The sequence below is a fragment of the Sulfitobacter sp. PM12 genome (assembly GCF_045586035.1).
GTDB lineage: Bacteria > Pseudomonadota > Alphaproteobacteria > Rhodobacterales > Rhodobacteraceae > Sulfitobacter > Sulfitobacter pontiacus.
In genome coordinates this window covers 165666-190777 of record NZ_CP151534.1, presented here as the reverse complement: position 1 = coordinate 190777, position 25112 = coordinate 165666, and the positions used below count along the sequence as shown (strand labels likewise).

Genomic DNA, 25112 nt, shown 5'->3' with positions numbered 1-25112 from the left:
ATGAAAGCGCTGGTTGTGTACTGCCACCCCCGCGAAGATTCATTCAATGCCGCAATTCGCGATTTGGTCATTTCGCAGTTGAAGGAAAATGGTGCCGAGTATCGCTTGCTTGATCTCTATGCGGAGCGGTTCGATCCGACGCTATCAGCGCATGATCACGAGGTCTACGAGACAGTTCCCGAAAACCGTGCGCGCGTGGACCGCGACTGCCGTGATCTGGAATGGTGTGACGCGCTGATCTTTATCTATCCGACATGGTGGTACGGGTTGCCCGCCATGCTAAAGGGCTGGCTGGATCGGGTGATGGTTCCCGGGGTGTCGTTTATCATGCCCGATGCCGATGGCGGATTAATCAAGCCGGGCTTAACGCATATCACAAAGCTGGGCGTTTTTACGACATGTGGTGCATCCCGTTGGCTTACCTTCTTTGTCGGGGCTCCGGGCAAACGTACGCTTTTGCGTGGTGTGCGCTTGCTGCTGGCGAAACGGTGCAAGACCAAGTTTGCAGCACATTTCTTAATGGACAGCTCCACGCCTCAAACCCGCGCAGCACATCTGAATGTCGTCAAAGCCCGCCTGAACCAACTTATTCGTATATAACATACAGGAAACCGAATTATGGACATACCTGTCATTGACTGGAGCCGCTTTACGAGCGGCGATGACCCTGCCGGGGTCGTGGCAGATATCGGTCAGGCCTGCCGCGAGACCGGATTTTTCGTTATCACGGGCCACGGTATTTCCCAAGATCTGATCACGAATGTCTTCGCGATGGCTGACACGTTTTTTGCGCTTCCCGTGCGCGACAAAGAGGATGTTGCCATATCTAAAAACCCGCATAATCGCGGGTGGGCCCAGGTAGGCAGCGAAGCGTTAGATGAAACGTCGGGTCTTAAAGATCGCAAGGAAGCATTTAACGTGGGGTTCGACTTGGCCACCGATGATCCGCGCGTGATCGCGGGTGATCCATTTCGGGGCGTGAACGTTTGGCCCAAGGTGACTGGTTTCAAAGAGGTCATGCTAGAGTATTACGCCAGTGTCCTCACCCTTGGTCGTGCATTGCACCGCGCGTTCGAGACCGACCTGGGGCTGCCATCTGGCTATTTTGAACCGCATTTCACCGAACCTATGGCGACGTTGCGGGTGTTGTCTTACCCCGCCGCCCCGGATGGCGAGGGGATCGGCGCGGGGGCGCACAGCGATTACGGGTCGGTCACGCTGCTGATGACCGATGGCGTTGCTGGCCTGCAGGTCAAGCCGCGCGGGGGGGATTGGACATCTGTGCCCCATATCAATGGCGCATTTATCGTGAACATCGGGGACTGTCTGATGCGCTGGTCCAACGACATCTATGTGTCGACGCCACACCGCGTTTTGCCCCCAAAAACCGCGCGTCGATCTATCGCCTTTTTCTTGGATCCGAACCCCGACAGTCTCATCGCAGCGTTGCCCGGTACAGGACCCGCCAAACACGCCCCCATAACAGGCGCGGACTATCTGCGCGCGCGCCTTGATGCCACCTACAAGCCGGAGCCTACATAATGAGACGCCTTGACTGGACCGAATTCCGCACGACAGAGTTCGCCGACTTCGACGGCGAAAAAACCATCGCAATTTTGCCCACGGCCGCGATCGAGCAGCACGGGCCTCACCTGCCAGTAGGCGTGGACACGTTCATCAACGAAGGGATGCTTGCCCACCTGCGAGAGACCTTGCCCGATGACATCACTGTTGTGATCCTTCCTGTTCAGGCTATCGGTAAATCGAACGAACACATCCACGCCAAGGGCACGCTGACATATACAGCCAAAACGGCGCTGGATGCGTGGATGGAAATCGGGCTGTCCGTGGCGCGGGCGGGCATCAAGAAAATGGTGATCGTCAACTCACATGGGGGGAACCTCGATCTGATTTCCATTCTGGGCCGCGAGTTGCGGGTGCAGGCTGGCATGATGGTGGTTAAGTGCCAATGGGGTAATTTTGGCAAACCTGAAGGCATGTTTTCAGATCAAGAGAACAAATTCGGAATCCACGGCGGGGACTACGAAACGTCGTTAATGCTGCATTTCAAACCTCACCTTGTAGACATGGCGAACGCCAAAGACTTCCGTTCAACCGCAGAAACGGCACCCATCTCTCCAATCGGGCCCGTTAATCTTGCCTGGGTTTCCAAAGACCTGAATGCAGCTGGTGCTGTCGGCGAAGCGCATCTTGCGACGGCCCAGAAAGGAAAAGCTGCGTGTACATTCCAGGTGGCTGGTTTCATCGACATGTTGGCGAAATTGCGTGATTTACCTACAGATGGGTATGATCGCACAGTTCCGGGTAAGTGAGCTGGGGAGTGCGCCTAAGGTAACTGTCGCATTCCCGCGCCTTTCCGTCACCCACCCGAAGCGCAGCGTCTCTTACACTGGGCGTATTTTGTTGAAAAACTCTTCCTTGATCGCGGCCTGAACTGCTGATTCAATTCCTTTATTCGGGGGGAGTATTGGCGATGATGGGACCACGACAGGAGGCGCAACCGGCGCTGTTCTACGAGTTCTCGCTGGAGGATCATGTTCCCCAAGATCACCTGCTTCGATCCATTGATCGGTTCGTTGACCTGAGCAGCATCCGCGCCCACCTTGCGGATTTCTACAGCCATACCGGCCGCCCGTCGGTCGACCCCGAGCTGCTGATCCGGATGTTGCTGGTCGGCTATTGCTTCGGCATTCGCTCTGAGCGACGGCTCTGCGAAGAGGTGCATCTGAACCTCGCGTATCGCTGGTTCTGCCGCCTCGATCTGAGCGACCGGGTCCCGGATCACTCGACGTTTTCCAAGAACCGGCATGGGCGTTTTCGCGACAGCGAACTGCTGCGCCACCTGTTTGAGACGACTGTCGCGCGCTGCATCGCCGAAGGTCTGGTCAGCGGCCAGCGAATGGCGATTGACGCCAGCCTGATCGAAGCCGATGCGAACAAGCAGAACTCCACGCCGAAGGAAGACTGGGACGCAGCGCACATTGATCCGGCTGATGCGCCCCGCGCCGTGCGCGAGTATCTCGACACGCTGGATAAGGCTGCATTTGGCGCGGCCAGCGAGGTGCAGCCCAAGTTCACCTCGCATTCTGATCCCGCCAGCCAATGGACGGCGGCGCGTAAGGGTCCGGCATTCTTCAGCTATTCCGATAACTACCTGATAGACACGGATCACGGTGTCATATTGGACGTTGAAGGCACCCGTTCGATCCGACAAGCCGAGGTTGGATCGACCCAGACCATGCTTACACGGGTGAAAGCCAAGTTCGGCCTGGTCCCCGACTGGATGATCGCCGACACAGCCTATGGTTCAGGCCCCATGCTCGGCTGGCTCGTGGAACGCAAGATCGATCCTTACATCCCTGTGATCGACAAGGCCGGACGCCCCGATGGGACCTGGACACGCACAGATTTTGACTGGGATGCGCTGAACGACCAATACATCTGCCCCGAGGGCCACGCGCTCAAACAGTTCCGCCGGAATTACTCTGATCCAAGCCGGGGGCCGACGGGCAAGGGCACCGCGCGCTATCGCGCCTTGAAAGAAGTCTGCCAGGTCTGCCCGTCCAAGCAAAAATGCTGCCCCAACGCTGAGGCGCGCAAGATCACCCGCGAGGAGCACGAAGACGCGCGTCAGGTTGCCAGAGATTTGGCCAAAACTGACGAATATCAGATTGCGATGAAGCTCAGAAAAAAGGTCGAAATGCTCTTTGCCCACCTCAAACGCATTCTCGGGCTGGGACGACTGCGATTACGCGGCCCATGCGGTGCAAATGACGAATTCCTCCTCGCCGCAACCGCCCAAAACCTCCGCAAACTGGCTAAGATTTTTCCTGCACCGCAGCAAACGCGCAAAGCCTGATAGGAACGACGCTCGCGCGCTCTTCAAAGCGCAGCTTTCTGCGCAAGCAACACGCTGTTTTTCCACAGAATGGGCTCAAAGACGTCGTACGGGATGTAAGAGGTGGGTGCGCAAATCTGAACAGCGGGGATAAGTGGATTTTCCGCGCAACAGCAGCATGATGCTGCAAGTGAGGAGACGACTATGACAAGACGACCGTGCCGGAATCACAGTCCGGCATTCAAGGCAAAAGTGGCCGTGGCCTCGATCAAGGGCGAAAAGACGCTGATCGAGCTGGCACAAGATTTCGACGTTCATCCGAACCAGATCAAGCAGCTGCGCGATCAGCTGCTTGAGGGTGCGACTGGTGTTTTTGGGGACGCCGCGAAGGCCGAACCAGAACCGGTGATCGACGTGAAGACCCTGCATGCGATGATGGGAGAGCTGACGCTTGAGAACATTTTTTGACCGACGCGCTCGGCAGGGCGGGTCTGTTGCCGAGCGCAAAAAAATGATCGATCCCACAGCCAAGCTGAGCGTCAGCCGCCAAGCGATCATGCTGGGGCAGTGTCTATTACGCGCCTCGCGCCGTGTCGGACGCCGATCTGAAGCTGATGCACCGGATCGACAAGCTGCACATGGAGTTTCCCTTCGCGGGTAGCCGCATGCTGCGGGGCCTGTTGGTGCAGGAAGGTTTCAAGGTCGAACGGCTGCACGTTGCCACGCTGATGAAGCGCAAGCCCGTCGGATCGCATTGCAGATCATCCAAACGACAATTGTCTGTGCCCCTGACCGGCTGCGTGAACTTTTGCGCAACATGACCCGTATGAAGTTGATGCGCACCCTGGCAGCTTGGCGTCCGGATCTGACAAGGTATCGGGACGTCGAGGAAGCCTACAAGATCGCGCTCAAATCACTGGCGCGTCGCTATCTCGAACTGCATGATGAAGTTGCGGACCTTGACGATATGATCGAGGCAATCGTCACAGATTTAGCCCCAGAGCTGATTGCACGTAACGGCGTGGGCCTGAACAGCGCTGCACAGTTGTTACTTACGGCAGGTGATAATCCGGAGCGTCTCAGATCCGAAGCCAGCTTTGCTGCCTTATGCGGTGTCAGTCCAGTGCCCGCCTCATGAGGCAAAACAACACGACACCGATTAAGCAGATGTGGTGACCGCGCGGCCAACAGTGCGCTCCACATCATCGCGATAGGAACGTTGCGGCTTGATCCGAAGACCCAGGAATATGTCTCGCGGCGTATAGCAGAGGGCCACTCCAAACTCGAGGCAATCCGTTGTGTCAAACGATACATTGCACGTGAGATCTTCAACGTCATCGCCCGCCGCCACAAACAAATCAATCAGGCTCAGATCGCCGCTTGACACTTAGAAGGGCGTCCAGGGCAGTCAGTTTACTTCGACCGACTTCATCAAGGTACTGGCCGCCCGAGAGATCAAAATCAGCACGCCTCTCGGGACATTGCCTTGCGATGCCCTGCCGGTAATAGATGGCAAGGGGGCTTGGCGCGACAACGTCTTCATCGAGCGTCTGTGGCGGAGCATCAAATATGAGGAGGTCTACCTGTGGGCCTATGCCAGCGTCGCCGAGGCACGCGCCGAGATCGGCCGGTATCTGACGTTCTACTACAGCCGACGTCTCCATTCATCGATTGGCGGTAGAACTCCCCGATCAGGCCTACTTTAACCAGCCAATGCCCCAAGCGGTGGCGGCGTAACCAAGGCGCAAAACAACTTAGAAAACGCCAGGAACCTGTTCAAGTAAACCGAACCACCTCAGTTCAAGGTGTCCCTGTCTGGGAAAGGAAATTGCTTTGACAATGCTGCCGTCGAAACGTTCTTCAAAACCATCAAAGCAGAACTCATTTGGAGACAATCCTCGCCAAGCAGACGCGCTGCTGAATTTGCAAACTTCAACTACATAAATGGATTTTATGAACAGCCTCTAGATTTGTAGACGCTTTCTTCCCTAACTTTGAGGCAAGGAGGCCGTTATGGAGAAGCCAAATTTCAGTGAAAATTTCAAGCGCGATGCCGTCCATCAGATACCAGTGCGGGGCTATGCCGTTCGCGAGGTTTCGGAACGGTTGGGCGTCAGTACATATTCGCTCTACAAATGGATGAAGCTCTACGCCAAAGCTGCGTCACAGACATCGTCTGTTGACCATGAAGCTGAGAACCGCAGGCTCAAGCGTGAGTTGGCGCGGATGACGGAGGAGCGTGACATCCTAAAAAACCGATCCGGGTTGTGGCCCGCTTGTGCGGGGTAGAAACAGCCTGTGCTATGTTGCGCTATGAAGGGCAGCGGCCGTTCGCTTATTGGTGGTCTGTCTTGGGTCAGAACCCCGTTAAAAAACGTGGTCCATGGGTTGATGCGAACTTGCGAGTGGTGACGCCGTTTTGCGGCGATCCCGGTTAGGAAAATGACGGATTTGGATAGCCCACGCCCTTCTGTTGCCGACAGGAGGATAGATGATGGTGAAGCAAAAGACCGAACGGCCCCCTACCATTGAGACCGTCGACATTGGCGCTGCCGCTGTTGATATCGGTTCACGAGAACACATGGCTGCAGTGAACCCTGACGTGACAGATGCACCCGTGCGTGCGTTTGGAACTTTCACGCATGATCTGCATGACTTGGCCTATTGGTTCAAATCGCACGGTGTGACCAGCGTCGCGATGGAATCTACGGGTGTCTACTGGATCCCAGCATATGAGATACTCGAGCAGCATGGCTTCGAGGTCGTCTTGGTGAATGCGCGCTACGCCAAGAATGTACCGGGCCGCAAGACAGACGTCAGCGACGCAAGTTGGCTGCGGCAGTTGCATTCATATGGGCTCCTGCGTGGCAGCTTTCGACCAACGGCTGAGATTGCGACGTTGCGGGCTTATCTGCGCCAGCGCGAACGGTTGGTGGAATATGCAGCTGCTCACATCCATTGACCGGCAGGGTATCGCATAGCGATGTCCCGAGAGGGGAGCACATGCAAAAGGCACTGATGGAGATGAACGTCCAGCTGCATCATATCGTCTCTGATATCACCGGCGTGATAGGGATGAAGATCATCCGTGCGATTGTTGCGGGCGAACGGGATTTGGACGTGTTAGCCGCGTATCGCGACGTGCGTTGCAAAGCTTCAACAGAGACAATCAAAGCCGCGCTCAATGGCAATGATCGCGCCGAACACATCTTCGGGCTGACCCAGTCGCTCGAACTCTATGACTTCTATCAGGCCAAGATGCTGGAATGTGATCGTCACCTCGAGGCGACGCTGGCGGCATTAGGGGCCGTTACGGAACATGACCCAAGTGAGTTGCCGCGCCCGCGCACTAAAACCAAGCAGGTCAGCACCCCGTCGTTCGATGTCCGGGCAGCGTTGTTCGGCGTCCTCGGCGTTGATCTGACCCAAATCCACGGGATGGGCCCGTCTCTGTCACTCAAATTGGTTGGCGAATGTGGCACTGACCTGCGCGCATGGCCGAGCGCCAAACACTTCACGTCGTGGCTCTGCCTGGCACCGGGGAACAAGATATCTGGCGGTAAGGTGTTGTCATCTCGAACGCGGCGATCATCCAGCCGCGCTGCAGCCCTATTGCGTTTGGCTGCGGTCACGATCGGGCGCAGCGATACCGCTCTTGGGGCTTTCTACCGCCGACTGGCAGCACGCGCGGGCAAGGCCAAAGCAGTCACGGCCACCGCGCGCAAAATTGCCGTCCTGTTCTACAATACCCTCCGACACGGCATGACATACAAAGATCCCGGCGCGTCCCATTATGAGGAACGATACCGCAATCGCGTGCTTGGCAATCTCAAACGTCGAGCCAGGTCATTCGGGTATGATTTGCAAGAATTGCCAATGGAGGCTGACATGGCTGTTTCTTAGAAAGCGGCCGCGTACTTCGCGAAGGATGCAAAGTGAAGTGCGCGTTCATTGCCGAGCACCGCCCTCAGTATTCGGTAAGCAGGATGTGTCGCTGCCTCAATATCCATCCCAGCGGGTTCTATGCATGGATTAAAAATCCATTAAGCCACCGTGCGCGTGAGGATGCGCGTCAGATCAAGCTGCTCGAAGAAGCTTGGAACGACAGTGGCAAGGTCTACGGATACCGTAAGCTGCATGACGATCTGGTGGAGTTGGGTGAGACCAGTTGCCCAAACCGTGTTGCTAGGTTGGCTCGTTTGGCTGGGATCCACGCTGAGATCGGTTACAAACGTAAGCCGGGCAAGTATGGTGGAAGGCCGTCAGTCGTCGTCGACAACACGTTAGACCGGCAGTTTGATGTGACAGCGCCAGACACCGCCTGGGTGTCCGATATCACTTACATCAAAACCTATGAGGGGTTTCTCTATCTGGCGGTTATTATCGACCTCTACTCACGACGTGTGATCGGCTGGGCGACACAATCGCGGCAACCAACAGACCTCATGCTGCAAGCCCTTCTGATGGCTGTCTGGCGACGCAAACCTAAGCGACGCGTCCTGATCCACACGGATCAAGGCTCACAATACACCGGCAGGGACTGGGCGGCGTTTCTGCGGGCCCACAATATCGAACACTCGATGAGCAGGCGCGGAAATTGCCATGACAATGCGCGCGTCCATTGTCCTCGGACCAATGGCGGACAAAGACTTGCCTGAGAGCTTCTTCAACCTGCTCAAACGGGAACGTGTCCGGCGTCGAACATATAAAACCCGCGAGCAGACCAGACAGGACATCTTCGACTACATCGAAATGTTCTATATCCCGAAACGCAAACATGTAAGAAACGGTATGCTGTCGCCTGTCGACTTCGAAAACAGACAGTCCAATGTGAACCAAGAAGGTGTCTAGGGAACTAGGGGCTATTCATTATAACGCTCGAAGAAAACACTCAGCACTGGGCTGGAAAAGCCCCTTTGTTTTGAACGAAAGGCCGCATAAACGAGCTGCAGGAGCGGCACTAAAACGGGACAGGTCCACTTTGTATAAGTGTCTTAGATTGATATGGCGGAAGCTGAAACGCTTCGAACGAAGGCGTGTTAAACCCGTGATCTACACTTTCAACTGCTCGGCCATACAACCCCTCATACCCCACCAACATGCGCGCCAGCGTAAACAACCGTTCCACCCGTTCCCGCGCAGCGCCCCGGGAAATGTTGATCGTCTCCCTCAACGCCACAGCCAGCTCCCCAGCATCCGCCCCCGCATACCGCGCCACGTCCCCCGCAACCTCTCGGATCGCGCCATTCTCAACCGCTGCAATCGGCAGGCCGCACGCCATTGCCTCAATCGCCGCCAGTCCGAAGGGCTCATCCCATAGCGGGGTGAACAGCAGGACAGAGGCGCGGGCGATGGCTTCCGACAAGTCCGCCCCCTGTAGGTGACCGCCGTATTGTACGTCCTCTCCTAACAACGGTGCAATTTCGGTGTCGAAATATCCCTGATCCTCAATCGCGCCGTAAATCCGAAGCGGGATGCCAGCGATCTTAGCCGCCTGAGCGGCCAAATGCGTCCCCTTGGTTGGCGTGATACGGCCCATCCAGACCGCGGTGCCATCGCCTTGGCGACGGAACGGCCAGTCCGCAAGATCAATGCCATTCGGTACAACACGGGCGAAGGGAGCATCTCCGTCATCAAACCACGCCCCCAATTGCCGCTGCGAACAGGTGGTAAACAACGACCACGGCGCCCCGCCATCGGCAACGGCACGTTTCAGTACATCGAAGGGCGGCACGTGTAGGGAGGTCACCATCGGGATCCGGTGCCGCGCGGCGAAGCGCGGGGGGAAGCGGTGCAGGGAATTGTTATGCACCACGTCGAAACCGCCCTCGGCAAGGCGCGGTAGGAGACGTTCGAACGCCGCATCCAAATGCCCCGTAAGCTCCAGCGTGCCATGCCATTTATGCCAAGGAAACTCTCGGTCATAGTGGGTGTCCACGACGGGCTCGAGCTTACCGCCCCAGTCGCTGTCGCCGGCGGCGAAAAGGGTCACCTCATGCCCCCGTGCCCGCAGACCGCGGCAGAGGTGCCAGCAATGCGCTTCCATCCCGCCCATGAAGGGGCGCGCGATGGGGAAACGCACATGTCCGATGACGGCGATCTTCATGGCGTCACTCCGCCGCGATGGCAGAGATACGATCCTCGCCCGTTTGGGCAGCGGCGCGGCGCTCTTCCTCAGTGTCCAGATCGTGCAACAGCTTGTCCATCACCCGGCGGCTGTTGGCATAGGGCATATCGCCGGTCTGGCGGCACATCTCAAAATCCGCATCATTTGGCGCGCGCAGGATCGTTAGCGCATCGTCGCTGTTTTCGATCAGCCCCATCAGGTGAAAGGCGTGCAACCAGTGCCCCATAGTACGGTGCCCCCAGCGGGTGGCGAAATATTCGGCGTTGCGGACCACGGCGTCGACGTGGTGGATCGGCGGCATGCAGTGGTCGTGATATTGGTGATAAACCTTGGCCCCCTTCATCCACCAGATGTCGATCCCGCGGGCGTCGAGCACACGACCAAAATCCGTATCCTCACCGCCATAGCCGAAATAGCCTTCGTCAAACCCGCCGCTGCGTTCCCAATCGGCGCGGTGCATGGCGAAGTTGAGCGACCAGAAACAGCGGTAATCCTCGCAATAGCGCAGGCCTTCCGCCGGTGGTCCCTGCCGGTCGGAGTGTTTGACGCCGATTTTGTCGAAGTGATCGAAATCGAGGCCTCTCTCCGTCGCACCTTTGGGAAGATAGGCAACCTCCCCCATCACCAGACCGCGGCCCTCGTGGCATGCTTCTGCTACATCGGCGACAAGTGCGGGATGCGGGATGCAATCGACATCGACAAAGGCAAGAACGGCACCGCTTGCCTTGGCCGCCACAGCATTGCGCGCGGCGGCGAGGGGAAGCTCCCCATCGGGGCGGGTGACCTGAGTTTGATGGATGGGAAAGGGCGCGTCGGGCAGCCCCTCGTATAGCTCATCCTGCATGGCGGCGATCACCAGCTCGCGCGGGGGCACGGTTTGCGCGGCCAAGCCACGGATAACATTGTGCAAATGCGCCTCGCGGCCGCGGGCGATGGTCAGAACGGATACGTCACGCATGGTGAATCTCCTTTAAAGATGTTGAAATTTCAGGGCGGTCCCAAAGTCGGTCTGCCAGATCATTAAGCCACTGCGCGGTACGGATCGCCGCGTCACTGCCCCCTGCCAAAGCGCGTTGGCGTGCGGGATCATGCTGGTTCTGCGCCTGTTCAACCGCCGCGCGCCAGGCATGGGCAGAGCTCGGCATATGCGGCAAATGCAGCGCGGCACCGGCTTGGCCCAAGGCGCGGGCTTTCTCGACTTGCTCGTCGAAATAGCGCCACTCCGGCACCACGATCCAAGGCTTCGCAGCGGTGAGTACTTGGGCACAGGTGGTATTGCCCGTGGACGAGATCACCAGATCCGCCGCCGCGATATAGTCGGGTGCATTATCGACCCAGCCTTTATGCATCAGGTTCGGCGGCAAGGTCGCATGCCAATCACGCTGCACTTCGCCAATGGTGATCCAGTCCATCTGCGGATAGCTCCGCGCGGCGACGCCCAAAGCGGCCTCGGAAATGCCATTGCCGCCACCACCACAGACGACCAGCGCCATGGGGCGTTTGCCAAGCTTTAGCGTCGCGCGGGCCTCTTCGGGCTTTGGCAACGAGACATTCACCCCCAAACCGGGAGCGTAGTGAATTTTCTCCGCCCACGCGGCCCAACTCTCCTGCGCCAAATCCGCATGGAACGGGGCGAGCAACCCCGCGGCGCCGTCATAAGCGGCACGATGCCCCACATCGCTGCGATCACCATGCTGGAGGATTTTGACATGCGGTACCGAGCAAAGCCGCGCCAGCTGCGCCACCTCGGCCGAGACATCGACAATCATCAGCTCCGGTGCCTCGGCAGCAAAGAACTGCGCCATCGCGGCCATTGCGTCGCGGATGCCGGACCAGCCAACAGGCGCACAATGGGTTGTGTCGGGTGTATCGAGCAAAGCGGCACCCCGCGGCTCATCACCCCGCGCCTCAAACAGCGAGGGCAGTTTTTGCACCATCACATTCTCGCGCAAGGGTGGAAAAATATCGTCGCGCGCGCAGAAAATCCGCACCGGTCGCGCTTCGGGCAAAGCATTGATAACGGCAGCGCAGCGTTCCGCGTGGCCGCGCCCTTGATGATGCACGAAATAGCCGAAGGGCCGCAGGGGTACGTCAGGAAAATCACGCATGATTATTCGCCCGCCATCAGCATCGGCTGCGGTGTGCGGTAATATTGCACCCCATCCAAAACCCCGGCCGCATGCTTCAGCGAAGACCGATAGACCGAGGCCAGACCATCCAGCTCCGCCAGCGCGTTTGCCGGCAGCACGGCGTTCTCGAAACGAGACAGCATATCCAGATCATTGCCGCTATCCCCCGCCACGATCACGCTATCGTCCGACATGCCACGCCGCGCCGCCTCGAACCGGATCGCGGCGGCCTTGCCGGCCTGCACGGGGATGATGTCGATGAATTTCTCATGGGACGGAATGATGCGCGCCAAGACCCCCGCCTGATGCAAACGCGCCTCGATCGCAGGCACATCGCTGATGGTGCCGAACAGGCTGACCTTCCAACGACGCTGGTCATAGACCGGCTGGAATTTCGCATCGGTGCCATCCAACGCGGCACGCACCGCCGACGCGTCCCACTCCTGCACGATCAACGCTGCGTACTCCTCACATAGCGTAAAACCACTGCCCGAACGGTGCCAAATCTCTGTGCCCGTCGAGCTGATGATCGTATCTGGCGTGGGCAGATTCCATTCCGCCAGCACCCGCTGCGCCTCTGCGATAGAGCGTCCGGTGGCGACGGTGAAAGCATAACGCTCCCCCTCGCGCCCGAGCCACTGGGCAAAAGCACGAGCGCCATTGCGACACCCCGTTAACGTATTGTCGATGTCGCAGGCGAGCAGGTGTTCATGTTGGTGTACAGCGACGGTTTGACCCTGCCGCCCGCGGACTACCCCTTGCATCACGGCTTGCGTCCGCTTCGCCCAAGCCGTCCAATCATAGGTCTGCCGCGCAATACGCTGCGCCCGCCGCGCCGAAAGCTCGCGATCTGGCGCGGTCAGTACATCACGCAACCCGCGCGATAGGCTCGCCGTATCATAGGGGTCGATCAAAGCGCCAAACCCAAGCTCCGGCAGAATATCCGACGGCCCGCCCGATTGCGTCGCCACCAAAGGCACACCCGCCTGCGCGGCCTCGATCAGGGTCAGCCCAAAAGGTTCGTGAAACGCCGGATTGCAGAACACGCCGCCCTCCGCCGCCAGCGCGTAAAGGTCGCTGATATCCTGCGCGGAGTGTTGTCGTGGCAGCGCCACCTTGCCCCAAAGATCATGTCGGTCGACCCCGTCAAACAGATCCGCAATCACCGCATCACGCTCGCTGCACCCCTGCCCCAAGCCATCCCGCAGCCCCGCGATAACCACAAGGTTCGCGCGGTCTTGCAGCGTGCGATCAGACGCATAGGCATCGACCAACCGCCGCAGGTTCTTCTTCCGAATGGGCCGCGCAATGGCGAGAATAATCGGCTTGCTCACATCCCGCAAAAACACGCCCAGCATCTGCCGCGCCCGCGCTGCATCGCCCTGCGCCTCTACGCAAACCCCCGGCCCAATCCGATGCGCGCGCCCTTCCGCAGCCGGCACCAACTTGGGGATCTGCCGCTCCACCTCATCCCGCGAGGAGGCGACAATCGCATCCGCCTCAGCCAACGCACGCGTCTCACGCCCAATCCGCGCCTTCAACTCAGCCGAAGGAACCTCTCCCGGTGCCAACTTCTCCGCCCCCAGCGAATGCGCTGTATAGAGCACCGGAATCCCAAACCTCTCCCGCGCCGCCAGCGCCAGCTCCGCCGCATCCGAAAAATGCGCATGAATCACATCCGGCCGCGCCGCGCCCATGTCTTCAAGCGTCTCTAACAAAGCGTTTTGCAGCGAAGGAAGCTCCCCCACCAAATCACCCTTTTCCAAATACTCAGCCCGATCCGAGGCCAGACGCACCACCCGACACTTAGGCGCAATCCTTTCCTCGGCCTGCGCGAAAACAGCCCCCAACTCCGGCGCATCAAACAGCCGCGTCACGATCGTGACCTCTTCAACCTCAGGGAGTTTTGCCTGCGCCATCGCAGCGCCAAGAACATAGGCGATATGCCCACCGGTATCTTCCGTCATGCCGTACTTAACGGGCGGAGCGGATAGACACCCGCCCAGCGAAATATGCATGATGCGCATATCAGCCTCCAAAAATTTTGATGTATTCAGAGCTGCAAAAACGCGAGCCTCGCAAAGATAACAGTAAAGTTACCTTATGGTTCCCGTCGGAATTGAGTTTTGTTTTGGATAGCTAAGCGAAGCCATATTTACGATGGGCAGAAAAATCCACACATATAGGATCTTAGTCGGTCTCAGCACGTCAGAAGTCATTGTCTAACTTCCCGCGGCTGGCTTGGAAGGCGCGCTGACGCAACAGCGCATTTGTCCGCCGTTCGGTGGCGAGCCGTGTGGTCAGCTGTTCGTCATCTTCCTCAAATAACGGGACGCCGAGGATGGTGGCGATTTCGAAAACGGCACCAAGGGATACGGTCATATCGCCCTTTTCCACCCGCGACAGCAGTGGACGAGAGACCCCTGCCCGTTCCGCCAGTTCCTGCGCGGTCATGTTCCGCTCCAACCGCGCGGCGCGGATCATCAGCCCCAGAAGCTCTGCAGCCTTTCGGGCGGTTGGCGAATAGGGGCGTGTTGGTTTGGCCATCGGTATCCAGAGTAATTTGTAATATCTATATTACATAATGCACTTTAATGATACGTATATGTTACAATAACTCGAGTTTCTACCAAGTGCTATCATTGGGGTCCCAATTCCCTTCGACTTCTCCGCTACTGCTATAGCGTACCTTGCCACCCCTCCCCCACAGCCTACCTGACCCTCGCAAGACAAAGGGGCCTCCATGACACCACATCGCTATATCTTCGTTGGCGGGCTGCACCGCTCCGGCACCAGCCTCGTGGCGCGGCTGATCGGTGATTTGCCCGGTGTCAGCGCGATCAACGCCGCCCCCGTGCCAGAGAATGAGGGCGTCTATCTGCAAGGCGCCATCCCCCATACCGCGCGGCATGGTAGCCCCATGCATTTTGCCACCGACCCCGCGCAGCACCATATCGAAGGATCGCATTTCGACAGGTTAGAGACGCAAATGCGGCTGGAGCGGGACTGGGCGCCCTATTTCAACGAAGCCCCGTGGCGCGTTGAAAAGTCGCCCGTAAACCTGACACGCATGCGGCTGTATCAGCAACTCTTTCCCCTGTCGCAGTTTGTGGTTGTCACTCGCCATCCAGAGGCGGTTGCCGCGGCCACTTCCAAATGGGTCGACATGGCCCCCGCTGCGATGATGGATCACTGGCTAGATGCTCATGACATCGTACAGCGCGACATCGATTACCTGCATGCCGTGATCACCATCCGATACGAAGATCTGGTCGCCGACCCCACCGTAACCGTGGCGCGGTTGGCGGCGTTTTTGGATGTGGACACGACACTCGCTCCGTCCGATATCCGCGATGGCAATCAGGACTATGCGGGGACGGCCACGCTCTCCCCCGCTCAAGCGGAGCGTGCTTCTGCGTGGGGATATGGCGCGGGCTTGCAGGTGCAGCCTTGGGCTGGCGTGACCCGCCACCCTTTGCGGCGCATTGCCGAGAATGTCGAAGCGGCGGCGGGTGGGGCACCGTCGACCTAACTGCGGCTTGATACAAATATGACGCTAAACCGCAGGTTAGAGACAGATACTGTCGACCCAAGGCCCCCATTACACACCCCCTCCCGACCCCCAATTCCATCCCAGTTGCACAGAAGACGGAACTTTATTCCGCCCACGAGGTTCAATCCTAAATAGCAATTTTCGACCATCGTTCTCTTCCTCGCAACCCCGTTTCCCTCCACCTGAGGGCTCAACAGCGCGCGACGTGAAAGAGACGCAACACGATCCGCGACGGCGCGGTCCTGCGCCGCTTGCGAGACTTGGCTTCCCGAAAGGCTGCGCAGATGAATATTCGTACTCAGGTAAAGACCCACTCCCACACGGCGACGCCTTTCGTGGCGACGCGGATCGCGGACAATGTGCTCGACCTTATTGGCCAGACGCCGATGGTGCGCCTGCCCCGCTATCTTGACCGTGAGGACGTTAACTTGGTCGCCAAGGTCGAGGCGCTGAACCCCGGTGGCAGCGCCAAGGACCGGCCCGCGCGACACATGATCGAACGCGCTTTGGCGGACGGTCGGTTGCAGCCCGGAGATACGGTGGTTGAATCCTCCTCGGGCAATATGGGCATCGGTCTGGCGCAGGCTTGTGCGGTGCATGGGCTTCAGTTCATCTGCGTCGTCGACCCCAATGCGCAGTCCCAGAACGTGGCGATTATCCGCGCCTTGGGGGGCCAGATTGAACTGGTGGATCACGCGCCTGACGGAGATTTCCTCGCCGCGCGACTGGATCGGGTTGCCAAGCTTTTGGAAGAAGACTCCCGCCGGTTCTGGCCCAACCAATATGCCAACCTCGACAATCCGGAGTCCCATGAACTCGGCACCATCGCCGAGATCGACGCGGCACTTGGCGGGCAGATCGATGTGCTTTTCGTCGCCTGTTCCAGCACTGGCACCGCGCGCGGGTGTCGCGATTACTTGCGCCGGATGGGGCGCAAAACCAAGGTCGTCGCGGTGGATGCCATGGGCAGCACGCTGTTCAACGGCACCGCAGGCCCGCGTAAAATCTCGGGCATGGGTGCGGGTCGTATTCCCGAACTCGCCAAGGGGCAGGAGTTCGATGATCTCGTCCGCGTTTCCGATGTGACCTGCGTCGCTGGGTGTCGCCGTGCCGTTGCGCGCGAAGGGCTGCTGGTCGGCGGCTCCGGCGGTGGTGTGCTTGAGGCGGTGCGCGGGATGCAGGATGAGCTTGCCGGTTTGACCGTCGCCGCGATCATCCACGATTCCGGCTCGCGCTACTTGGGCACCGTCTTTGACCCCGAATGGGTCGAGCGGGAGCTGGGGATTTGCGAAGCGGACGTAACCGCATTGGCAGGATTGGCCCCCGCGGATTCATGAGCGACACAGAGATTGCCATTGTCGGCTGCGGTCCCAAGGGGCTCTACGCGCTTGATAGCCTGTGCGAGGCGGCTCGGCGCAGACCGCAGCACTTTTTTACCGTCCATATTTTCGAACCCTCGGCGCATCCTGGGGCGGGGCCGATCTACGATCCTCGCCAGTCGGAGGTGCTGCTCATGAACTTTCCCGCCGGTCTGATCAACGCCTGGACGGACGGGCGCGGGCCGTCGTTTCTGGAATGGGCTTTGAGAAGCCCGAAGCCCGTCGATGCGGGCGACTATGTGCCCCGTGCGCATGTGGGTCGGTATTTGTTCTGGAGCTTTGAGCGTGTCGTCGCACAAGCCCCGTCGAATGTGAGACTAATCCCGCACAAAACGCGCGTCGATTCGGTGAACCGCAGCGGGGATCGATGGCACATCTCCCCTGAGAACATCACCGTTGACCACGTCCTGATCACGACCGGTCACCAAGACGGGTTTCGCCACAGCGCGACGGAGACGCGCGACCATATCCCTTCCCCCTTCCCCATCGATCGGCGTCTGACCCAGACCGCCGTACCGCCCGAATATACAGTACGCTGCAAAGGTTTCGCGCTCACTTTCATCGATACGATGCTCGCGCTGACCGAAGGGCGCGGCGGGGTCTTCGCCCTCTCCGCCACCGGCTATACCTATACCCCGTCAGGACAGGAGCCGCGCCGCATCGCCCCCTTCAGTCGCAGCGGCCGCCCGATGCGCGCCAAGGTCGAGGCAGCTTTGTTTACCCAGCCGCAAGACAACGCCTTCTGGGATGATCGACGCGCCGCGCTTTCGCACATTCTTCGTACCCCAAACGCGACCTTCACCCACCACATCTGGCCCGCGTTTTTGTCTTTCGCCGATCAGGTTCTGGGCAACCCCTCCGGCACCAGCGCCGACTTCTTCACCCACCGGACCAAAACCACCTTCACCCCCGACGAGATCCGCCAAGACCTGCGCATCGGCTATGACATCGCCATGGGGCGCCGCGCTCAAGACAGCGCTTGGGCCTTGGCCGAGGTCTGGCGCCGCTGCTATCCGCAGCTGATCAACTGGATAAGCCACCGCGAGTTAACCCCCGACGATGCCCACCACTTCCGCCAGATCGCGGCAGAGATGGAGCGGCTCGCCTTCGGCCCGCCCGCGCAGAACATCGGCAAGCTGATCACGTTGGAACAGGCGGGCATCGTCAGCTTTGACCATATGTCCGGCGACGCCGCAGCAGATGTCACGATCAACGCCACGATCCCGCCCGCGGGCGGTGCCGCGCTTGCCGCCCCGCTCGACGGTCTTTTGCGCGACGGGCATCTTAGCATCGGCTCAATGGCTGGTGTTAGGGTCGATAAAGACGCGCACGCCCTGACACGCGACGGCACCACCAAGGGCCTCTCCATCATCGGCCGCGCCACCGAAGGCTGCGTGCTTGGCAATGACACGCTGTCACGCTCCCTGCATGATCTTCCCGAAAACTGGGCCGCCGCCGTTGTAGAAAGCGCCCGCCAATCCAACGCGCTGGAGCATTCCCTATGACCATCCCCCAATCTATCTTCAGCCCCTGCCACGGCGTCGTGCCCCTGCGCCCGCGGCTGGAAAACTGGATGGCAGAGCTGTTGCAAGATCGCCCCCGCCTCGACGCGCTGACCGACCGCTTTGGTGCGCCGCTCAACATCCAATCCGTCGACCCCTTCCGCCGCAATATCGCGCAGCTGACCGATTGTGTGACCGACTATGGCCTGCCCTTCCTGCCCATGTTTGCACGTAAGGCGAATAAATGTCTCAGCTACGTGCAGGCCGCGCGGGATATGGGCATCGGCATCGATACGGCCAGCCACGCAGAGGTGGAACAATGCCTCGAACAAGGTCTGCCGGGTGACCGGATCGTCTGTACCGCCGCCGTTAAGGATCGGGCGCTGATGACCCTTTGCGTGGGTGGCGGCGTGACCGTGATCGTTGATAACGAAGATGAGCTGGAACTGCTGGAGGATGTCGCCGAAGGGGCGAGCAAGGCTGTCTCTGTCGGCCTGCGCCTCAACGGGTTTGAGCGTGACGGCACAAAGCTTTATTCGCGTTTCGGCTTTCCGTTGACGCAGATTCCTACCCTCGCCGCCCGCATTGCCGCATCGGAGATACTCCGCTTCGACGGGCTGCACTTCCACCTCAACGGCTATAGCGCCGAGGATCGCATCGCCGCGATCATGCAAACGCTCCCTCTGATCCACAAGATCAAGGGCGACAGCACCGCGCCCTTCTTCCTTGATATCGGCGGCGGCATCCCGATGAACTACCTCGACGACGCGGCGGAGTGGGAGACTTGGCTGGCCGAGCTTGACCGCGCCCTGTCCGGTGACCGCACCCCCATCACCCAACACAATGACGGGCTTGGGCGCAAAGCGGGCGGTGAAGGCAAGGTCGACAGCTACCCCGTTGCGCAAACGCTGGTGCAAGAAGACTGGATGCGCCGCATCCTCGACCACATGGCAGACGGTCAAACCGTGGCCGCACATTTGAGGGATGCCCATATCTCCCTGCGCTGCGAGCCGGGGCGCTCCCTGCTCGACGGCTGCGGCATGACCCTCGCCCGCGTCGCCTTTTGCAAGCGCGACAGCGCTGGCACCCCCGTGATCGGCGTGCAAATGAACCGCACCCAGTCCCGATCCGGCTTCGCCGAATTCGCGCTCGACCCGCTGATGGTCCCCGCCCCCGGTCCGCGCAAGGAACCTATCGAAGGCTATCTCGCCGGCACCTATTGCACCGAAAGCGAATGGCTGACGCGCCGCAAGATGTCCTTCCCCCAAGGCGTCAAAGCAGGCGACCTCATGGTCTTTCCCAACACCGCCGGCTACCTGATGCATTTCCTCGAAAGCCGCTCGCACCAGTTCCCACTGGCGCGGAATGTGTTCGTGACGGAAGGGAACGCGGGAGCGGTGGCGCTGGACGATATCGATGCGGGGTAGTCGCCCTTAGAAGGCGTGGACAATCTCTGACACCAATGCGGCGGTATTCTTGACGTTGAACTTCCGCATCAACCGCGCGCGATGCACTTCTACCGTCCGGTGCGAGATATTGAGCGCCTCGCCAATCTCGCGCGAGGTGCGGCCGTTGACCAGATGATGCGCCACCTCGCGTTCCCGCGGGCTGAGGTCGACAGAACGATAGCTTTTGTCCGCGATCTTTTCGAACGACCAGATCATCAGTGAAAACGGATCCTGCGGGGATAGGGTCGCCCCCTTGGCCTGCACCCAGAAGATCGTCTTGTCCGACGCCTGCATAAAGCGTTCGTCTTCATAATGCGTATCTCCCGTCTCGCGCATGCGTGCTTCGCAACGCTCCCCGATCTGGTTGAAATCGGCGGTCGACGGGTAAAGCCGCTGAACCGACCGGTTGATCAGATCGGCCCTTGTGTAGCCGAACAAACGCTCTACCGCCTTGTTGGCCTCGATGATGCGGCGATAGCGCACGATGATCTGCGCCACGGGTGATTCCTGAAACCCGAGGCTGGAGGCTTTTTGCGTGGTAGAGGTATCGATCATCTGCATTTCTACTTAGTCCACTACGTAGTGATACGTATCATATTACGTGTTTCTACCAATAGAACGCGGATCGCACATCCGTAAAATGATCCTCATATCAGGGAGGATATTATGACCACCGGAGTTTCCATCGTCGGGAGCGGCCACACGCAATTTGGCCGTCTGCAAGAAAACCTTGAAGAGCTGATCGTCGCCGCAACGCGCGAAGCGGTCGAGGAGTCCGGCATTGATCCCAATGATATCGACGCTGTCTTTCTGGGGCATTTCAACTCTGGTATGGTGACGGATGGTTTCGCGTCCTCGCTGATCCATCAGGCCTATCCGCAGCTGCGGTTCAAACCGGGGATGCGGGCCGAAAACGCCTGTGCCTCAGGCTCGGCCGCGATCCATGCGGGGATGAACATGATCCGCGCAGGGCAAGCGCGCACGGTGCTTGTCGTTGGCGCGGAGAAGATGACCAGCCGCAGTACCAAAGAGGTCACTCAGGCGCTGGCCGGTGCGGGATACCAGAATGATTCGGCAGAGGCTTCGCTGAGCTTCCCACAGGTCTTCGGCGTGGCCGCACGCGACTATGATGCGCGCTATGGCAGCCCGCTGGACGCGATGGCGAAAATCGCGGTGAAAAACCACGCCAACGCCATGTCCAACCCGCTGGCGCATATGCATAAAGAGTTCACCTTCGAACATTGCAGCACCGTGTCCGAGATGAACCCCGAGATCGCGCCGCCGCTGCGGTTGACCGATTGCTCGCTGGTGACCGATGGGGCCGCGGCCCTGATCCTCACCACTGACGAAAACGCGACGACCTTCCCCAAATCCGTGGCCATGCGTGCGGCGGAGCATGTGAATGATTTCCTGCCCATGTCGCGCCGTGATTTTCTGGCGTTCGAAGGCCCCGAACGCGCCTTTGCGCAGGCGTTCAAAGCGGCCAATATCACACTTGAGGATATCGATTTTGCCGAAGTCCACGACTGCTTTACCATCGCGGAACTGCTGACCTACGAAGCGATGGGGCTGGCCCCCAAAGGTCAGGGCGCACGGGCGTTGGAGGATGGCACCGTCTATCGCGGCGGCGCGCTGCCGGTAAACCTGTCGGGCGGGTTGAAGGCCAAGGGCCACCCCGTCGGCGCGACAGGCGTTTCCATGCATGCGTTGGCCTTCCGTCAGCTGACCAACCAAGCCGGCGATCTGCAAGTCCCCGGTGCCGAACTGGGGCTGTTGTTCAACATGGGCGGCTCTGCTGTGGCCAACTATGTCTCGGTGCTCGAAGCGCGCAAGGTCTGATTACATATGAATATTTCTGAATGGCTGCTTCAGGCCGCACGGGTGTCGCCCGATGCGCCGGCGATCCGCTGCGGGTTGGATCTGCACGCGACCTATGGGCAGTTTGCGGCGCGTAGCGCGGCCATGGCGACTTATCTCAAGGACACTTTAGGCATCCGCAAAGGCGACCGCGTGGCGCTGTTCATGCAGAACTGCCCTGAGTATCTGGAGATCCTGCACGCGGTTTTGTGGATGGGCGCAATTGTCGTGCCGATCAATTACAAGCTGCACCCGCGCGAAGCGGCGTGGATCATCGGCGATGCCAAGGCCCGCGTTGTCGTGACCCAAACCGGCACGGTGTTCGCAAGCGGGACCGAGCTTGCCGAGACCTGCAATGAAATCGGCATCCACGATCCCGCGCTGACCGCTGCGGCACAATCGAGCGCGGAAATCACGCCCCCCGTCGACACAGGCAAAGACGATGTGGCCTGGCTCTTCTATACCTCTGGCACCACGGGGCGGCCCAAGGGGGTGATGACCACCCACGGCAACCTCATCGCGATGTCACTGGCCTATGCGATGGATGTGGACAGCCCCACCGCCCGCGATAATTCGCTTTATGCAGCACCTATGTCGCATGGGGCGGGGCTCTATCACTTCCCGATCATCCGCGCCGGGGGCTGCCATGTCATCCCGCAGTCCGGCGGGTTCGATCCGGCCGAGATCGCAAAGCTAGCGCAGGCGCTGGATAACCTCGTGTTTTTCGCCGCCCCCACGATGATCAAACGCCAGATCGCCCATGCCCGTGCTACGGGCTATGACGGCACGGGCATCAAGACCATCATCTACGGTGGCGGTCCCATGTATCTCGCCGATATCGAAGAGGGGCTCGCCGTCTTCGGTGCGCGTTTCGTCCAGATTTATGGTCAGGGCGAATGCCCCATGACCATTACCGTCCTGCCCCGTGACCTTGTGGCCGACACGGCCCACCCCAACGCCGATGCGCGGCGCGGGTCGGTCGGGTTTGCGCAGGCGGGCGTACAGGTGCGGGTCGTTGACAGCGATATGCGCCCCCTGCCCGCGGGTGAGGTTGGCGAGGTCGTCGTCTCTGGCGACGCGCTGATGAAAGGGTATTGGGGCAATGAAAAGGCCACCGCAGATACCGTCGTCGACGGCTGGCTGCGCACGGGCGACTTGGGGTCGATGGATGCCGACGGCTTCCTGACGCTCACCGACCGGTCGAAAGATGTGATCATCTCGGGCGGGACAAATATCTATCCACGGGAGGTGGAGGAGACGCTTCTGGCCCATGAAAACGTGTCCGAAGTGTCGGTGATCGGTGTGCCCAGTCCGGAATGGGGCGAGGATGTCGTGGCCTTTGTCGTTGCTACGGGCCATGGCCCCTGCGACGCGCCGCAGCTTGATGCCTGGTGCAAAAGCCGCATGGCCTCGTTCAAGAAGCCGAAGACATACCACTTTGTTCAGGATCTACCCAAGAACAGCTACGGGAAAGTCCTGAAAACCAGCCTGCGCGAACGTATTGCGCAAGAGCTGGAGGGAGAGCATCAGGCCTAAGCCGCGATGCAGAACAACGCGCGTCAGCCTTTGGCGCGCAGATCGGGAGAGAGAAGAAACATGAAACGCAGAACATTCCTTAAAACCGGTGCCGCCGCCGCATCGGGTGTCTTTACGCTGGCCGCCCCCTCGCTTGCGCTGGCCGCAACATCGCTCAAGTTCGACAGCTACGTGTCGGATTCCGCAGGCCCCTCATGGATCGACCGCTGGTATCTGGACGAGCTGGAAAAACGCACCGAAGGCGAAGTCACCATCCGCCGCTACTGGTCCGGATCGCTGAACAAGGTGGGCGAACATCTGGGTGCCGTGCGCGACGGTACGTCCGAGATGACCTTGATCTCGCCCGGCTACTACCAGTCCGAACTACCCGTGACCCGCGGGTTGGAATGGTATTTCCGCATGAACCGCGCCGACGCGCTGCAAAAGGTCTGCCGCGATGTTTACGATCAATTCGACCCGCTGCGCGCTGAATGGGAGGATCGTCACCGCTCGAAGGTGCTTTACTGGACCAACTGGAACTACGCGCCGCTGATCCTGCGCGACCCGATTACCTCGCTGGAAGATATCAAGGGCAAACGCATCCGCGCCTACGGTGTCTCTGCCGATGTGGTCGAAGCGCTTGGCGGTACGGCCGTCGCCATGGCCGCGCCCGAAGTGTATCAAGCGCTGGAGCGTGGCATTCTTGACGGTGTCTACGGGTTCGATTTTGTGACCGCGATCGCCTATAAACTGCACGAGATTGCGCCGCAGTTCTACGACATTGGCGACGGCCCCCACGCCCCAGCCGCGACGATCATGAACAAGCAGGTGTATGACGGGCTTCCCGGCGACGTGCGCAAGATCTCGGACGAGATTGTCGATGACATCTATGGCGGCCAGTTCAGCGCGATCTACGAAGACGTGCTTGCGACCTATGTCAAAACCGCTGAAGCCGAAGGCGTCACGCTGAGCACCGTTTCTGACGAGCAAAAGGCAATGGCCAAGGATTTGGTCCAGCCCGCGCAGGTAAACTCCTGGCTTGAGGATACCGCGAAACCCGCAGGTATCGATGGCGAAGAAATGCAGTCCTTGATCGATGCCGCGATCAAGAAGTACGACGCTGAAGCAACGCTGAAACGCCCTTACGAGATCAGCCAGGCATCGTAATCGGCTGGGGGCGATCGCATTTTAGCGAAGGATTAAATCATGCAAACGATCAACAGTTTACTGAAAATCGTGTCCGATGTGCTCGGTGCGGTCGCCATGTTGTTTCTCGCGTTCCTTGTGTTCGGCACAACGCTCGACGTTTTGGTGCGTGCCATTACGGGGAGCCCGATCACCGGCGTTTTTGAGTTCACCGAACTTGCGCTGGTCATGGTCGTCTTTCTGGGTGCGGGATGGGCGCAACGGGACGATGCGCATATCCGCGTCACCGTTCTGACGGAAAAGCTTTCCCCCGCCACCCGCGCCCGTGTTGTCGCGCTGGCCTGGGCGGTCGGGGCGCTGGCATTGCTGATGCTGGCGATCCCCGCCACGCATGAGGCGATCTATTCCGTCTCTATCCGGGAATTCCGCTGGGGCTACGTCAAGATCCCGATCTGGTGGACAAAGGCCAGCTTGGCCGCGGGCCTGTGGTTCGCCTTTATCCAGATGGCGATTCAATCCCTTCAACTTTTTCTCTTCGGGGAGCCTGCTAAGACACAGCAGGCGTCGCCCGATCTTCACTGACGTCAGGAAGCCCCG

The 25112-nt window shown here is 59.5% G+C and carries 18 protein-coding genes and 7 pseudogenes; 19 read left to right on the top strand and 6 right to left on the bottom strand.

Features of this window, described 5'->3' with window-relative positions:
- The 11 genes and pseudogenes from AADW22_RS18105 to AADW22_RS18055 form a co-directional block, all read left to right on the top strand.
- Positions 1-600 carry an NAD(P)H-dependent oxidoreductase gene (locus AADW22_RS18105; RefSeq protein WP_306285963.1) on the top strand — a complete coding sequence of 200 codons (600 nt, stop codon included), beginning with the start codon at positions 1-3 and terminating at the stop codon, positions 598-600.
- An 18-nt stretch (positions 601-618) separates the two neighbouring features.
- On the top strand, positions 619-1542 hold the full coding sequence (locus tag AADW22_RS18100; RefSeq protein WP_306285964.1) for an isopenicillin N synthase family oxygenase: 924 nt from the start codon (positions 619-621) through the stop codon (positions 1540-1542).
- Complete coding sequence (locus tag AADW22_RS18095; RefSeq protein ID WP_407474873.1) at positions 1542-2333, top strand: creatininase family protein; 792 nt, start codon at positions 1542-1544, stop codon at positions 2331-2333. Before AADW22_RS18100 ends, AADW22_RS18095 begins: the two co-directional genes overlap by 1 nt.
- Positions 2334-2494: 161 nt before the next feature.
- Positions 2495-3880 (top strand): IS1182 family transposase, encoded by a 1386-nt coding sequence (locus AADW22_RS18090; protein ID WP_132997220.1) that lies wholly within the window; start codon positions 2495-2497, stop codon positions 3878-3880.
- Between the two features lie 183 nt (positions 3881-4063).
- A pseudogene (locus AADW22_RS18085) lies at positions 4064-4596 on the top strand (IS3 family transposase); the annotation flags it as partial.
- Positions 4596-5243, top strand: a pseudogene (locus AADW22_RS18080) (transposase); the annotation flags it as partial. The pseudogenes AADW22_RS18085 and AADW22_RS18080, both read left to right, overlap by 1 nt.
- Positions 5244-5259: 16 nt before the next feature.
- A pseudogene (locus tag AADW22_RS18075) lies at positions 5260-5596 on the top strand (transposase); the annotation flags it as partial.
- Positions 5597-5658: 62 nt separating this feature from the next.
- Positions 5659-5814 (top strand): annotated as a pseudogene (locus AADW22_RS18070) (IS3 family transposase); the annotation flags it as partial.
- A 58-nt stretch (positions 5815-5872) separates the two neighbouring features.
- Positions 5873-6112: pseudogene (locus tag AADW22_RS18065) on the top strand (transposase); the annotation flags it as partial.
- A 241-nt stretch (positions 6113-6353) separates the two neighbouring features.
- Positions 6354-7762: pseudogene (locus AADW22_RS18060) on the top strand (IS110 family transposase).
- Positions 7762-8710: pseudogene (locus tag AADW22_RS18055) on the top strand (IS3 family transposase); the annotation flags it as partial. The pseudogenes AADW22_RS18060 and AADW22_RS18055, both read left to right, overlap by 1 nt.
- 109 nt (positions 8711-8819) lie before the next feature.
- On the opposite strand, the gene AADW22_RS18050 reads toward AADW22_RS18055, so the two are convergent.
- The 5 genes from AADW22_RS18050 to AADW22_RS18030 all read right to left on the bottom strand — a co-directional run bounded on the left by AADW22_RS18050 (position 8820) and on the right by AADW22_RS18030 (position 14662).
- Positions 8820-9965: a glycosyltransferase gene (locus tag AADW22_RS18050; RefSeq protein ID WP_407474872.1), complete on the bottom strand. Its 1146-nt coding sequence runs from the start codon at positions 9963-9965 to the stop codon at positions 8820-8822.
- Between the two features lie 4 nt (positions 9966-9969).
- Positions 9970-10944: a glycosyltransferase family 2 protein gene (locus tag AADW22_RS18045; RefSeq protein ID WP_407474871.1), complete on the bottom strand. Its 975-nt coding sequence runs from the start codon at positions 10942-10944 to the stop codon at positions 9970-9972.
- Positions 10937-12094, bottom strand: a complete 1158-nt coding sequence (locus AADW22_RS18040) for a glycosyltransferase (RefSeq protein ID WP_407474870.1) — start codon at positions 12092-12094, stop codon at positions 10937-10939. Before AADW22_RS18040 ends, AADW22_RS18045 begins: the two co-directional genes overlap by 8 nt.
- Before the next feature lie 2 nt (positions 12095-12096).
- Positions 12097-14142, bottom strand: a complete 2046-nt coding sequence (locus AADW22_RS18035) for an HAD family hydrolase (RefSeq protein ID WP_407474869.1) — start codon at positions 14140-14142, stop codon at positions 12097-12099.
- 181 nt (positions 14143-14323) lie between these two features.
- On the bottom strand, positions 14324-14662 hold the full coding sequence (locus AADW22_RS18030; RefSeq protein ID WP_407474868.1) for a helix-turn-helix domain-containing protein: 339 nt from the start codon (positions 14660-14662) through the stop codon (positions 14324-14326).
- Between the two features lie 196 nt (positions 14663-14858).
- Between AADW22_RS18030 and AADW22_RS18025 the strand changes: the two genes are divergently transcribed.
- From AADW22_RS18025 to AADW22_RS18010, 4 genes are all read left to right on the top strand, one after another.
- A complete protein-coding gene (locus tag AADW22_RS18025; RefSeq protein ID WP_407474867.1) occupies positions 14859-15647 on the top strand; it encodes a sulfotransferase family protein in 789 nt (262 codons plus the stop codon).
- Between the two features lie 305 nt (positions 15648-15952).
- A complete protein-coding gene (sbnA, locus tag AADW22_RS18020) occupies positions 15953-17005 on the top strand; it encodes a 2,3-diaminopropionate biosynthesis protein SbnA (RefSeq protein WP_407474866.1) in 1053 nt (350 codons plus the stop codon).
- Positions 17002-18552, top strand: a complete 1551-nt coding sequence (locus AADW22_RS18015) for an FAD/NAD(P)-binding protein (protein ID WP_407474865.1) — start codon at positions 17002-17004, stop codon at positions 18550-18552. The genes sbnA and AADW22_RS18015 overlap by 4 nt, the downstream gene beginning before the upstream one ends.
- Positions 18549-19976, top strand: a complete 1428-nt coding sequence (locus AADW22_RS18010) for a Y4yA family PLP-dependent enzyme (protein WP_407474864.1) — start codon at positions 18549-18551, stop codon at positions 19974-19976. Before AADW22_RS18015 ends, AADW22_RS18010 begins: the two co-directional genes overlap by 4 nt.
- Positions 19977-19982: 6 nt before the next feature.
- Here the strand turns inward: AADW22_RS18010 and AADW22_RS18005 are convergent, their stop codons facing one another.
- Positions 19983-20558 (bottom strand): PAS and helix-turn-helix domain-containing protein, encoded by a 576-nt coding sequence (locus AADW22_RS18005; RefSeq protein ID WP_037941581.1) that lies wholly within the window; start codon positions 20556-20558, stop codon positions 19983-19985.
- A 105-nt stretch (positions 20559-20663) separates the two neighbouring features.
- On the opposite strand from AADW22_RS18005, the gene AADW22_RS18000 reads away from it, so the two are divergent.
- From AADW22_RS18000 to AADW22_RS17985, 4 genes are read left to right on the top strand one after another with little or no spacing between them, the layout of a single operon-like run.
- The gene (locus AADW22_RS18000; RefSeq protein WP_407474863.1) at positions 20664-21836 is read left to right on the top strand and encodes an acetyl-CoA acetyltransferase; all 1173 of its coding nucleotides are present in this window, start codon (positions 20664-20666) and stop codon (positions 21834-21836) included.
- A 6-nt stretch (positions 21837-21842) separates the two neighbouring features.
- Entirely contained in the window at positions 21843-23390 is a 1548-nt protein-coding gene (locus tag AADW22_RS17995) for a class I adenylate-forming enzyme family protein (protein ID WP_407474862.1), read from the top strand.
- Positions 23391-23450: 60 nt separating this feature from the next.
- Positions 23451-24536 (top strand): C4-dicarboxylate TRAP transporter substrate-binding protein, encoded by a 1086-nt coding sequence (locus AADW22_RS17990; RefSeq protein ID WP_407474861.1) that lies wholly within the window; start codon positions 23451-23453, stop codon positions 24534-24536.
- A gap of 39 nt (positions 24537-24575) precedes the next feature.
- Positions 24576-25097, top strand: a complete 522-nt coding sequence (locus AADW22_RS17985) for a TRAP transporter small permease (RefSeq protein WP_407474860.1) — start codon at positions 24576-24578, stop codon at positions 25095-25097.
- The last annotated feature ends 15 nt before the right edge of the window (positions 25098-25112 follow it).